Origin of the sequence: Advenella incenata, assembly GCF_004217095.1 — a bacterium.
In the GTDB taxonomy this organism is placed as follows: domain Bacteria; phylum Pseudomonadota; class Gammaproteobacteria; order Burkholderiales; family Burkholderiaceae_B; genus Advenella; species Advenella incenata.
The window spans coordinates 255982-268651 of sequence record NZ_SHKO01000004.1 but is presented as its reverse complement, the minus strand read 5'-3'; the positions used below and the strand labels follow the sequence as shown (position 1 = coordinate 268651).

The window sequence follows — 12670 nt, the reverse complement described above, 5'->3', positions numbered from 1 at the left end:
ATTTCTTACGCTCCGAATTTGAGAACTTTGGATTTCTTGCCTTCCTGCTTGAGCACTTCTGCGACGCTGCGTTCAATCAGCTCCAGGCCCTGCGTCAATTGCGCATCCTCGATAGTAAGCGCCGGCAAAATCTTCAGGACTTCGTCCTGGGCGCCCGAGGTTTCAATGACCAGCCCGTGTGCAAAAGCCTGTTGGGCAATTTTATTTGCTAGCTCGGGCTTGTCATCGCAGACCAGTCCCTGGATCAGGCCACGGCCACGCACACTGAAGCCGGCCTCTGGGAAGCTGTGCACAATGTTTTCAAGCCAGTCGCGCACAATGCGCTCCTTGCGGCGCGTTTCGTTCTGGAAGCGATCATCAGTCCAGTAGCTATCCAGCGCCTGGGCCGCTGTAACAAAGGCCAGGTTATTGCCACGGAACGTACCGCTATGTTGGCCGGGCTTCCACACGTCCAGTTCAGGCTTCATTAACACAAGTGACATTGGCAGACCAAAGCCGGACAGCGACTTGGACAGCGTGATAATGTCGGGCTTGATGCCAGCTGCTTCAAAGCTGAAAAAGCTGCCGGTACGGCCACAACCGACCTGGATATCATCCACGATCAGCAGCATGTCGAACTTGCGGCACAGCTTTTCCAGTTCACGAATCCAGCGCCAACTGGCTACATTCACACCGCCCTCTCCCTGAACCGTCTCTACAATAACAGCTGCCGGCAAGTCCAGGCCGCTGCTGGGATCTTCCAGCATGCGTTCGAAATACGCGATGGTGTCTACGTCGGGGCCGATATAGCCGTCAAAAGGCATAAAGGCAGTGTTATGCAGCGAGACGCCGGCAGCATCCCGGAACTTTTCGTTGGCGGTAACAGCCAGCGAGCCGCCGCTCACACCATGAAAACCATGAGTAAACGACACAACGTTGGAGCGACCCTTGACCTGGCGCGCCAGTTTGAGTGCCGCCTCTACAGCATTGGTGCCGGTTGGACCGGTAAACTGCAGCGTGTAATTCATTTTGCGCGGGATCAACAACACGCGCTCAAAAGTCTCCATAAAATATTTTTTCGCCGATGTGGCCATATCCAAGCCATGCACCACGCCGTCGGTATTCAAATATTCAATTAGCTTTTTCTTGAGAATCGGATTGTTATGCCCGTAATTCAAGGTACCTGCACCACTGAAAAAATCGATGTATTCTTTTCCTGATTCGTCAGTCAGTACAGAGCCTTTGGCCTGATTGAATATGACGGGGAATGAACGTACGTAACCACGTACTTCAGACTCCATGCGGTCGAAAATTTCTAAATCCATGATTTTTCCTATTTGATTAAATATTAAAAGACAATGCCTGTTAAAGGCATTCGGACGCCGGGCACGCCCTGGTGAACTCAGCCCGGCGTTGGCCTAAGCGGCCCAATCTTCAAAAGACGTTCGTCGTCATGCGCTTGCGGCCCGAATAATTCTGGTTCAAATAGCGGGCTTTCTTCGATGCCGGCGCCCATGTTGCGAGCGACGGCGGCGAACATGCGACGAGATGCGGCGTTGTCCGGACCCACCGTTGTTTCAAGGTATCGAATATGCGCCAGGTTTGGCCTTTCCAGCAGACTTTGCAGCATTCGCTGACCCAGTCCATGGCCGCGCCCACGCTCGTGGACGGCGACCTGCCAGATAAACAATACGTCGGCCTTATCAGGAGGCTGATAGGCTGAGACAAATCCATCGATTTGCTCATTGGCCTGCGCGAGAACGCAGGTATTGTCAAAATGCTCACACAGCAGCAGATAGCTGTATACCGAATTTAAATCCAATGGCTGGCACTGGGAGACCAATTGCCAGATGTCATAACCATCGGCCCTGGCAGGTGCTCTGAGCAGGTGCGCGGTGTTCTGCGCTGCCCCTGCCGCATGAGCGTGTTGCGAATGCGTTTGAGATGTGGTGAGGGCCGTATCAATCAAATTAAAATTCCGGATTCTGGGTGTTGGGCATCCGTCACTGGAACATCCAGGATAGGAGATGCCGGTTCATTGGAAACCTCATGTGCCACAACGCTGTGTGCCTCCATGAGCATGACAATTTTTTCTAACGACGTCGTAATGGCGGCCTGTTCTGTTTCTGGCAGATCCTTCAGCGCATCTGTCAGCTTGGTCTGAATGGGCGATGGCGTTGCCCTGACCAATTCAATGCCGGCTTCGGTCGCAGTGATAAATACAATGCGGCGATCTTCCTTGCCGCGCTCGCGACGAATCCAGCCTTTGTCTTCCAGACGGTCAAGAATACCAACGACGGTGCTGGGACTGACGTGGATTTTGCGGCTGATGGCGGTAGCCGTAATGGGCCCGTTTTCAACGATGGCGCCCAGGCAGATCAGCTGCGGTGCAGTGACGTTGCTGTAGGCGGCAAGTTGCCGTGAGTGCACGGCGATAGCCCGGGTTATACGGCGCAGCGCGCTAAGGATACGAATGTCATATTGAGTTTGCATATTAATTGTTTTACTCATAATTAAATTTATAGAGAAATCGCTTCCCTTAAAAATCATTTCAGTCCTAATCATATGCGATCGAATGATTGCTGTCAAACCGGTTCATACCCTAATGATCAGTAGAAAAAGTGAAGATGAGAAATAAAGTCTGCCAGAAGAAAATGAAGGCTATTGATTATTATTTTCTTTTAACTTCTCTTAAATGACGACAATAATCGGTCTATTTTTTAACAATGAGTTACTTATATAATTGCAAAAAATAAGAAATATTGTCCAATGAAAACTTCCGATTTCAAATGCAACTTCGAGCGAGCTGAAGCCCTCTGGCTGCCCGATCGCTTTTCCTATCAGTTCAATCACAGCTTTGTTTTGACAAACATTAATTGACCGGTTAATATTTGCCTATGCAATCAATTGTCCCTTTACCCTTCAATTGATTGCATCGCCCTTCCGGAGTTGTTTGTCTTCCGGCAGGGCGTCATTTTTTATGCCGTGCGCTTCAGTGCATAAAAATCACGGAAAGATTTAAAGCATCATCGCAGGGTTTTGTTTATGAACAGTATCGAAAAGGTCAACCTGATACGTCTATACCAAAGAAGTGAATTCAAGGTTGAATGGCCGAACATTGTTCATCAATCCGACTGCCGTGGATTATTTAAAACCATATGCGTTGAATGAGAATTGCTTGCCTTTCAGGCTGATTGACTGCTCCATTATTGAAAACGAGTAAGTTGATCTCGATCTTGTTTGATTGGTATTTGATTTTTGTAGAAAGTCGATGCACTAGCTATTTGACTCCCATTTCCCCCATCCAGGTCCTGAATCATCATGCAAAAATTTGTCGCCATATCTGCCATCCTCATCGCTCTCTCCGGCTGTGGCGTGTATCAAGGACACTACACTGGTGCCCCTCCCATGCCAGCCGACGCACCTCCCCCAACGTCACTGATGTCGCAATAAATCTTCGTTAGTGACGTTTGACGTCCATCCACCAGCAATAATGCTGCTGCCAGTAAATGTACGGAAAGGATTTATTCCGGGGTGACCTTGCGTCAAGCATTGTCTGTTGCCCCTATTTTGATTCGGTTTTAATTCTTTCTTCCAACCGTTGCGTATTTCCTTCCCACTCATCTACTGTCAGAGCAGACAACCTCTTCTGCGCCGCTAGCGCCGTCACGCAATAACTGCGTCGGGTCACCCACGCGAGCGCAACATCGATTAAGCGAACACGGCGTACCGTCACAAAAAAACTGTTTTATTTTCCGCAGTCTAACCGGAAACATCGCGCGGGCCAATCCACGCAACGCATTTGCCAATTTGTTGCCGCGCTTCAATTGCTGCGTGAACGCTTGGTATCTCTTCAAACGTCGTGCAGTCAGCAATATCAATAACTAATTGACGATCCAGAATTGCAGAAAATATTGCATCTGCGCGGCGCTGGACGGTTGCGTGGCCTGCCATATAATCTGCCAAACGCGGGCGGGTGAGAAATAGTGATCCTCGCTCACCGAGCTCATAGGGGTCCAGATCATCAACGGAGCCTGAAACATTCCCGTAATTGATGACGAGCCCGCGCGTGCGTGTGGCTCGCATGCTGTCACGCAGCGTCGTTTTTCCTAACGAATCGAAAACCACGTGAACCCCGCTACCCGAGGTGAGATCCCGAACCCGGTCAGCGAATAGCCCGCCCTCGTAGGGAAGTACAACGTCGGCTCCACGCTCAGTGGCTGTCGCCCTTTTCTCTTCGCTACTCGCTGTAGCGTACACGGTTGCGCCCGCGAGCTTGGCCATTTGGATGAGGATCTGGCCGATGCTACCGGATGCCGCATGGACCAGACAATCCATCCCCTGCTTTAACTGGGCAACATCGTTCACCAAATAGTGAGCGGTACATCCTTGGAACATCGCAGCGGCTGCAACATCGAAACCTATCTCCTCGGGAATTACAGCGATGAGCGAGGCGGGAACGCTAGCGTATTCAGCAAAACTACCCCAGGAGATACACCATGCCACGCGCTGCCCTACCTGCAAAAAATCGACACCTTCGCCCAACGCAACGATAGTGCCTGCTCCTTCCATTCCAAGAGTACACGGTGCGCGTACTGCATAAGTTCGGGAATTCTCGTACTTACCCTGCCGCGTGTGAATGTCCATGAAATTGATGCCGGCGCATGCTATTGCCACTAGAACCTCTCCCTCCCGTGGCTGGGGAATGGGTACATCATTTTCGTACCGGACGACTTCTTGGCCTCCGTATCGGTTAATCTTTATGGCTCGCATATGGCTTCACTTCCTGTTGACGTGGATGTTCCGGGGCGGCTGGCACTATGACCCGCCTAAAAGCATCGATAAACACAATGACGGTCAGGCCGATGCAATATTCCGCTCGCGGATGAGCTTTCCCCAACGGGTCGATTCAGACTCGATAAATTGACGCAATTCTGCCCGTGAGGACGGTTGCGGGGTGAGCCCATGACTCAGCAATTCCTCTCGCACTTTTGGACGCTTTAGTATAGAGACCATATCATCATTCAGTTTGTCCAAGATGGGGGCCGGCGTTTTCCCCTGGGCCATAAAACAGTACCAGTTAAGTGCTGAAAATTCCTTGAATCCCGATTCAGCAATTGTCGGTACATCAGGAAGTATTTCAGAACGCGTAAGACCAGTTGTCGCCAGGGCAACTAATTTGCCGGAATCGATAAAGGGTTTAGAGGATGAAGGCGTGGCGTAAAAGGCCGATAAAGCTCCGCCTATTACATCCACTAGCGCAGCTGAGCCACCTTTGTATGGCACATGCAGGATATTCACCTCGGCGTTACTGTTTAAAAGTTCACCTGCCAGGTGAGACGACGACCCGATACCGGTAGATCCATAACTCAGTTTTCCAGTCTTGGCCAGTTCGATAAATTCCTTGACTGTCTTGATGCCAAGTGCGGGGCTGACGACCAGGACATTCGGAAAAACGGCCCCCATTGTTATCGGGGCCAGATCTTCCAGTGGATCATATGAGACTTTCATCAAATGGGGCGCCACAGCCAGTGGTCCAATTGCGCCAAGTAACAATGTACCGCCATTGGGCCGGGAAGACGCAACAAACTGGTGTCCGATAGTGCCCGCAGCCCCTGGGCGATTTTCAACAATGTAAGGCCGGCCTCTGATTTCAGCGAGCCCATTAGCCATCAGCCTGGTGATGGTGTCGGTCCCACCACCGGGCGCGTACGGGCAGATTACCCGCACCGGAGCGCCCGCAGAACGAGCAGACAAGGAAAACCCTCCCAAAGCGCCCGCAACCATCGACGCTAAAACAAATTTACGTCGTGTAATAGTCATGTTCTCTCCTCCTTTAGCAGAGAAATAATTCCTTCCAATGAATCCAGGGATTCAAGTATTAATACCTGGCGTACCAGTTCTTGTGCTGTTGTTTTATTAAGTAAATGCGATGAGTTTGCAAAAAACTTCTCTTTTACCTCTTCCGGGATCACCGGATTTTCCGGACTACCGCGTCTTGCCCAAACATCATGAGAAAGCAATTGTCCTGATTTGGTTTTCACCTGGAGCCGTGCGGCATGCCGAGCTTCTGCACCACGACTCTCAATCATCTCATCCTCGAATGGATGAATTCGAGATATAAAATCCATAATTTCTGGATCGGCAATTCGGGCTTGGGCGTAGTCGCCTGCAGAAACGGATCCTCTCAATGCCATCACAGCCAGGCCATAGAACAGGTTCATCTGCGCAGCGGTTACGCCTTTGGGCTCGTATGGCCAAGCAGTATGTACATAGGTCATGTGCCCACAACCGACTTCAATACGATCTATATCAGAAGCGTTTAGTCCGTACTCCCGCATCAGCGCTTTCATTGCATCCAATGCTGCATGGATGCTGGTAACGTTGGGGTACATCTTGTAGCCAACTTTCCCTGCCTCCCAATCTGTGCCCAAACCGTCTAAAAGTCGCTCCGGTTTACACGTCCGGGCAAAGGCACTTAAGAATCCACCGTAGCCCGCCTCCAATATATTTTCGATTCCCGTAAAGCCTTGCTGAGCAAGTAATGCCGCCTGCAATCCTGCTTGCGCAGCCCTGCCCGCGTGTAAACGCTTAACCATTGCACCTTCCTGAGCCGCCATCAGTCCGGCCCCCATAGATCCCGCTATCCCAAGCGTGTGTTGCATCTGGCCAGGCGTCAGCCGCAAAAGCCGTCCTGCTGCCGCCGCTGACACAAAGGCACCGGTCGTTCCTTGAGGATGAAAACCATTGAGAAAAAGTGCTGTCGTCGCGGCGTTTCCCACTCTCACACCAATTTCTGTTCCTGCCGTTAATGCTGTGATTACATCGACCCCACCAATGCCGGGATGTGCCTCAGCAAGGGCCAGTGCCACCGGCACCCCCAGCGAATTTGGGTGCAGGACCGAGTTCTTGTGAATATCATCCATCTCAAAGGCATGGCCGGCCGTTGCATTAACAAGAACAGCGTTCAATGCAGAGGTCCGCCGACCATCGCCCAACAGGGTAGCCACCGGGGTGCAGCCCTCGGCCATGGCGATATGCGCGACATGTTGCGTCCACGGCAACTGTGAGCCGTATAACGCGACCCCGATACCGTCCAGCAAATGTAACTTCACACTATCAACCAGCTCCGCTGGGATTTGATCCAAAGTTAAGGATGAGGCGAATGCAGCAAGTGCCATTGTCGCTGGCTGGTCAATGAGATCGGTCGTTTGCATAGTGACAAAAAAGTATGTGTAGTGGAAGAAGTGAAAAAAGTTTAACAACACCATCACTACCTGTCTAATATATAATACAAGCTGTCCCAATACGTTTTTTGAATCATATGGAACTCAGACATCTACGTTATTTTGTGGTGACAGCGGAGGAACTTCACTTCACGAAAGCCGCGCGGCGCCTAGGTATCTCTCAGCCTCCGCTGACATACCAAATCAAGTCACTGGAAGAGGAAATTGGCGTCAAGCTTTTTGATCGCCAGCCAGGTAATGTCAGGTTGACAGAGCCGGGGGAAGTACTCTTGGCTGAGTGTCGAGTGATCCTGGAGCGCGTGGCCAAAGCAACCGAACGGTGCCGATTAGCAGACGCCGGACGGATCGGCCGGCTCAGCGTTGGCTTCACCGAATCGGCCTCATTCACAGGCGAAGTGACCTGGGTTCTGCAGAAATTTCGCGAACTGTACCCCGAAGTAGATTTAACTTTGGAGGAACACAGAACCGAACCACTAATGGAGCGATTGCGTCATAGACAACTGGATGTTGCCTTTGTACGGCTTCCGATCGGGCGTGATTCCGACATGGAATTCAAGCTGGTTTCCACGGAACCTATGGTCGTTGCTTTGGCTAAATCGCATCACCTGGCAAATAAAGAAATACTTGAGTTAACTCAATTGCGCGACGAGCCATTTGTGCTCTACCCGCGGCCGACCCGGATGGGTCTGACTGATCAGATAATTACTGCGTGCGAAAGGGAGGGCTTTAGCCCTCGCGTGGTACAGAATGTCCCGCAAATTTCATCCACCATTAATTTGGTGGCGGCCTCGCTTGGAATAACTATTGTTCCAGCTTGCATGAGCACAAGTCGTGTCGATCAAGTGCGCTATATACCTATTAAGGGGACTGAGCTGTTGGCCAGCCTTGGGGTCGCATGGCGCGAAGATTCTGCTACAACAGCACTCAGAAACTTATTAGCGCTCCTGGAAGAATCAAAATCTAATGCTCTACGATAGAAAATCAGATCCCGCGACACCAAGTTCTTAACGTGGCAATTCCAGTGCCGTCGGACACGAGCCGCACTTGTGAAACGGGAGGCTTTCGATCAACTTGATGCGTAAAGGTAGAAAATAGACAACCCGGCCATGGCTGCCTGCGATTTTATGGTGGTCAGGTCAATGACGGCGTAAATGCCGCTTTAGGATGTATGTACTGGTACATTGCGTTTCTTGAAGTATTGCGCTGGGGTACTTCCTAGCGCTTTCTTGAACATTGTAATGAATGCGTTGACCGACTCGTAGCCCAGTTCGGTCGCGACATTTTGCACCGACTCGCCGCTTGCCAGTTCACGAAGGGCTACGATCAGGTGAAGTTGTTGACGCCAGCGACCGAACGTCAGGCCCGTTTCCCGGATTAACAGGCGCGCCAATGACCTCTCACTCATTGCCAGCCGCTTCGCCCAATTGCTTAATGTACTGCGATCTGATGGTTCGCTTGTCAACGCCTCTGCCATCGCCCGGATCTTCGGATTGCTGGAGATCGGGAGGTTGAACTGCTCACGAGGCATTTGCGCCAATTCGTCCAGCACTACCCTCGCAAGCCGCGCAGCATGGCTGTCAGCGAGATAATCTGCGCGCTCGCGAGCCAACCGATCAATTAACTCCCGGACCATGGGAGAGACCGAGAGTGTACAACTGTACTCGGGCAGGTTCGCAGCCCCCGGTTCCACGAACAGATAGTTAAGCCGCGCGTTCACAGTCGCATGTGCGCTATGGGGCACGCCGCCTGGAATCCAAACACCGCAGTTTGGAGGCACGATCCAGATTTCGTTGCCCGTCGTGCATGTAACGGCGCCATGCAAGGCAAGGATCAACTGACCCTTCCTGTGAACATGCAAAGGCACCTCCGCCTGATGATCCGAGAAGTCCAATTGATGGGCGACCGCCGGCAGCGGCGTAAGGTCTGGGTCGAAAGCAGAAATAGCAGATCGAGACTTGGTCATAACATTGGCATAATTTAGGTATTTTTTGTCAGAATACTAAATTTATTTTATATTAAAAATAGAGAATAATTGCGGCATGAACACTTCGCAGTCCGCAAATACCATTCAAAGCAAAGCCAGTGCAGCATTGCGGCACGCAGTGCCAAATATCCTTCGCACGCCCACCATGAAGGCAGATGCGGATGCAATCCTCTTTTCGGCCAAGAGTTTCACTGCGGCGATGCTGGCCTACTACATTGCGCTGCGAATCGGGCTTCCCAAGCCTTATTGGGCGATCGTTACCGTTTACGTTGTCTCGCAGACTTCTGCCGGAGCATCCCTTGGTCGTGGCGTTTATCGCTTTGCCGGGACGCTTATTGGCGCCATGGCGACAGTCTTGATCGTGCCCAATTTCGTGAACGATCCGATCGTATGCAGCGCAGTGCTTGCCATCTGGATTGGCCTGTGCCTATTTTTCTCACTACTTGATCGCACGCCACGAGCCTATGCCTTCGTCCTTGCTGGCTACACAGCGAGTCTTATCGGTTTCCCGAGTGTGCTTGACCCAAGTGCGGTTTTTGACACGGCGTTCGTGCGTGTCCAGGAAATATCTATCGGAATTTTTTGTGCAGTTCTGATTCATCGCTACGTCTTGCCAAAGCGCATGACCGGTCAATTCACCGGTAAGTTGTTGGCGACGCTGCGGGACGCTCGTCGGCTGGCGGGTGGCGCACTCAATGGAACGTCCGGGGAAAATCGTCGTGGCCGCAACCAGCTTGCCGCGGATCTGCTTGCGCTGCAGGGGCTTGCGACGCACTTACCATACGATGCCGCTCCCGCGACGCCACGTCGCGAGACACTGCAACTGATTCATGACCGGCTCGCTCGATTGCTTGCGCTCACGACAGAGATCGAACACCGGATCCATTCCCTTGGTATAAGCGACGACAATGCGCCCGATGAATTGGTCGCATTAGTTAGTGACATCGGTTCCTGGATCGCAACCAACGGGACGGACAATCAGGAGAACACCGCAGTCCAACTGATCGTCCGGGCGCGTTCGATCCAGAAGCTTTTTGGCGCGGACGCGGCAACGTCCGTCCACAGGCTTGCGGCGAACCTCGCCGGTCATCTGGCCGAGATGATCGGTTTACTTCAGGACTGCGACAGGCTTGAGCGCAATGTCGCATCGCCTGTACGATCGAGTAAAGTAACATCACTTCATGGGCCGAGCCGTGCCAAGGGTTACGTCTATCACCGTGATCCCTGGATGGCGGGCCGCGCTGCGCTGGGCGCAATCATCGGAATCCTTCTTGGCTGCGCCTTCTGGATCTGGTCGGCCTGGTCAGACGGAGCAACGGCCGTCTCCATACTCGGCGTATGCTGCGCCCTCTTCGGGAACGTCGATGCACCAGCGCCTAGCGTGGTCAAATACACAGTCGGCTCGATCTACGGGGTAGTCATCAGCTTCGCCTACAGCTTCGCTATCCTTCCCCAAGTTACCGACTTCGCAGTTCTTGTCGCTGTGCTCGCCCCGGCGTTCTTGTTCGCAGGCTCGCTGCAGGCGCGCCTGCCGACAACGTACATGGCGCTAGGCATTACCCTCACTATTCCGATCCTCTTGAATCTGGGTGCCCATTACACCGGTGACTTCGCCGCATCCCTCAACACTTCGGTTGCGCTCTTTGCCGGGGTCGGGTTCGGAGCAGTGAGCATGTCCCTGCTCCAGACCGTACCGGTCGATGTGGCGATCAACAGGTTGCTGCATTTAAGTCGACGGGACGTCAGCAGACGAGCCCTGGGCGGAGCGCCCAATGAAGCTCGCTGGACCAGTCTTATGATCGATAGAACAGCATTGCTGTTACCAAGGTTGCGGGTGTCCGGGAAAAGCTATACGAACATCCTCGACGACACCTTGAACCATCTTCGCATCGGCCATGCCGCAGGGCAGCTTCACCGGACAGCCCACCTGGTCACCGGCGAAGCCGGTATCAAAATGGACGAACTGCTTTGCTCCATCGCCGCACGTTTCAGCGCCACAGGACCCATGACGCCTGCAGAACACAACCACTTTGATCAACGCATCGAGACATTGACAGCGCTGATGGCGAGCAGCTCGATCAGTAAGCGCTTGCGGATACTGGATTTGCTCATCGACCTCAGCTTCGCACTACGCTCCACTGAAACGACAGACGCAAGGAAACACAGCGCATGATCGTTGATCTTAATATTGGCGGCGTCCTTATCCCCGGCCTGGTGGTGCTGGCGTTTGTTGCGCTGCTAGTCGCCGTGGCAATGATCCGTTTTTTCTCCACGACCGGCATCCAACGCCTGTTCGCTTCTCGAGCACTCGTCGAGCTCGCTACCTTCGTCATCATTTACGGTCTGCTTCTGCAGTCCCTCCCATTAATTGGACCATTGCCTTGAAGCTTATGCTATCCCTACTTACCCGCTATGCCCTGACACTTTGTCTTGTGACTATCGCCTTTTTTATCGCGTTGAAGGCCTGGGGCCACTACGGGCAAACGCCCTGGACCCGCGATGGGCGGGTTGGCGTGGATGTCGTGCAAATCGCACCAGAAGTCTCCGGCACGGTCAGCTTCGTACCTGTAGTGGACAATCAGTATGTGCGCCGGGGTGACATTCTTTACAAGATCGACCCCGAGCGGCTTCGCATCGCAGTGGCGTTGGCCGATGCTGACGTCCAGGCCAAACGTCAGGATATGATCGTTCGTCAAGCGACGGCGCGGCGATACAGCCAGGTTCGGGATGCCGTGTCCAAAGAAGCGGTCCAACAAGCCAGCGGAGCGGCGGCTGTGGCCAGCGCCGCCTATCAAGCGGCAGTCGCGACACTGAATCTTGCCAAACTCAACCTGGCCCGATCAGTTATCCGCTCACCTATCGACGGCTATGTCACCAATCTCAGGCTTCGGCCTGGCGACTATGCGACGGCCGGCGTGACCAAGATCACCATCCTTGATTCGGCCAGCTTCTGGATAACCGGTTATTTCGAAGAAACAAAGATCCGGAAAATTAATGTCGGTAACCCTGCCCAGATTATGCTAATGGGCTTTGATCAACCAGTATCTGGCCACGTCGAAAGCATCGGTCATGGTATCGAGAACAGCAATGACGCACCTGGTCATCTGGGTTTGCCGAATGTCGCAGCAACATTTTCCTGGGTGCGCCTTGCTCAGCGCATCCCGGTGCGCATCCATATTGATCGGGTTGCTCCGGGTGTCAAGCTCGCAGCGGGCATGACCGCGACCGTCGAAATCATTCGACGCGAGCGTGACGGTGACCAAGGGTAAACAGCCATGAGTCTTGCGCTTGGATTTTCTGTCCTTTGCAAGGTGTGCCAGTTGCCTAATATTCAGATGTTGCAGCATCATTCAGACATAAAGTCTGCCGCAGGAGAATGAAGTTCAGAAAATCATATCTTCGATCAGCACGTGCCAATAATCATATAAAAAACTGGTAAGGTCCGGCTAAGGGAATTTCG

General features: G+C 52.6%; 11 protein-coding genes. 4 read left to right on the top strand and 7 right to left on the bottom strand.

From position 1 onward, the window contains the following. Positions 1-5: 5 nt before the first annotated feature. The 6 genes from ectB to EV681_RS20165 form a co-directional block, all read right to left on the bottom strand. On the bottom strand, positions 6-1304 hold the full coding sequence (gene ectB, locus EV681_RS20190) for a diaminobutyrate--2-oxoglutarate transaminase (protein WP_128396296.1): 1299 nt from the start codon (positions 1302-1304) through the stop codon (positions 6-8). Between the two features lie 77 nt (positions 1305-1381). After that, a complete protein-coding gene (gene ectA / locus EV681_RS20185) occupies positions 1382-1948 on the bottom strand; it encodes a diaminobutyrate acetyltransferase (protein ID WP_130304989.1) in 567 nt (188 codons plus the stop codon). Beyond that, positions 1945-2490: a MarR family winged helix-turn-helix transcriptional regulator gene (locus EV681_RS20180; RefSeq protein WP_128396361.1), complete on the bottom strand. Its 546-nt coding sequence runs from the start codon at positions 2488-2490 to the stop codon at positions 1945-1947. Before EV681_RS20180 ends, ectA begins: the two co-directional genes overlap by 4 nt. Positions 2491-3741: 1251 nt before the next feature. Further along, positions 3742-4752 carry a quinone oxidoreductase family protein gene (locus EV681_RS20175; protein WP_130304987.1) on the bottom strand — a complete coding sequence of 337 codons (1011 nt, stop codon included), beginning with the start codon at positions 4750-4752 and terminating at the stop codon, positions 3742-3744. Between the two features lie 84 nt (positions 4753-4836). Next, positions 4837-5802, bottom strand: coding sequence for a Bug family tripartite tricarboxylate transporter substrate binding protein (locus EV681_RS20170; RefSeq protein WP_242612333.1), 966 nt, complete (start codon positions 5800-5802; stop codon positions 4837-4839). Beyond that, entirely contained in the window at positions 5799-7286 is a 1488-nt protein-coding gene (locus EV681_RS20165) for an MmgE/PrpD family protein (protein WP_130304985.1), read from the bottom strand. Before EV681_RS20165 ends, EV681_RS20170 begins: the two co-directional genes overlap by 4 nt. A 17-nt stretch (positions 7287-7303) precedes the next feature. On the opposite strand from EV681_RS20165, the gene EV681_RS20160 reads away from it, so the two are divergent. Further along, positions 7304-8203, top strand: a complete 900-nt coding sequence (locus tag EV681_RS20160; protein ID WP_130304983.1) for a LysR family transcriptional regulator — start codon at positions 7304-7306, stop codon at positions 8201-8203. A 182-nt stretch (positions 8204-8385) separates the two neighbouring features. Here the strand turns inward: EV681_RS20160 and EV681_RS20155 are convergent, their stop codons facing one another. Then, positions 8386-9189: an AraC family transcriptional regulator gene (locus EV681_RS20155; protein ID WP_130304981.1), complete on the bottom strand. Its 804-nt coding sequence runs from the start codon at positions 9187-9189 to the stop codon at positions 8386-8388. Between the two features lie 76 nt (positions 9190-9265). Here EV681_RS20155 and EV681_RS20150 point away from each other — a divergent pair, with 76 nt between their 5' ends. From EV681_RS20150 to EV681_RS20140, 3 genes are read left to right on the top strand one after another with little or no spacing between them, the layout of a single operon-like run. Then, positions 9266-11383 (top strand): FUSC family protein, encoded by a 2118-nt coding sequence (locus EV681_RS20150; protein ID WP_130304980.1) that lies wholly within the window; start codon positions 9266-9268, stop codon positions 11381-11383. Continuing rightward, positions 11380-11595 (top strand): DUF1656 domain-containing protein, encoded by a 216-nt coding sequence (locus EV681_RS20145; protein ID WP_128396292.1) that lies wholly within the window; start codon positions 11380-11382, stop codon positions 11593-11595. Before EV681_RS20150 ends, EV681_RS20145 begins: the two co-directional genes overlap by 4 nt. Positions 11596-11600: 5 nt before the next feature. Continuing rightward, on the top strand, positions 11601-12479 hold the full coding sequence (locus EV681_RS20140) for an efflux RND transporter periplasmic adaptor subunit (RefSeq protein WP_207227115.1): 879 nt from the start codon (positions 11601-11603) through the stop codon (positions 12477-12479). Positions 12480-12670: the final 191 nt, after the last annotated feature.

Bases quoted from the DNA above. Each gene is read 5' to 3' on its own strand.
- ectB (WP_128396296.1), bottom strand. From the start codon at position 1,304: ATGGATTTAGAAATTTTCGACCGCATGGAGTCTGAAGTACGTGGTTAC.
- EV681_RS20180 (WP_128396361.1), bottom strand. From the start codon at position 2,490: ATGAGTAAAACAATTAATATGCAAACTCAATATGACATTCGTATCCTT.
- EV681_RS20175 (WP_130304987.1), bottom strand. From the start codon at position 4,752: ATGCGAGCCATAAAGATTAACCGATACGGAGGCCAAGAAGTCGTCCGG.
- EV681_RS20170 (WP_242612333.1), bottom strand. From the start codon at position 5,802: ATGACTATTACACGACGTAAATTTGTTTTAGCGTCGATGGTTGCGGGC.
- EV681_RS20160 (WP_130304983.1), top strand. From the start codon at position 7,304: ATGGAACTCAGACATCTACGTTATTTTGTGGTGACAGCGGAGGAACTT.
- EV681_RS20155 (WP_130304981.1), bottom strand. From the start codon at position 9,189: ATGACCAAGTCTCGATCTGCTATTTCTGCTTTCGACCCAGACCTTACG.
- EV681_RS20150 (WP_130304980.1), top strand. From the start codon at position 9,266: ATGAACACTTCGCAGTCCGCAAATACCATTCAAAGCAAAGCCAGTGCA.
- EV681_RS20145 (WP_128396292.1), top strand. From the start codon at position 11,380: ATGATCGTTGATCTTAATATTGGCGGCGTCCTTATCCCCGGCCTGGTG.
- EV681_RS20140 (WP_207227115.1), top strand. From the start codon at position 11,601: ATGCTATCCCTACTTACCCGCTATGCCCTGACACTTTGTCTTGTGACT.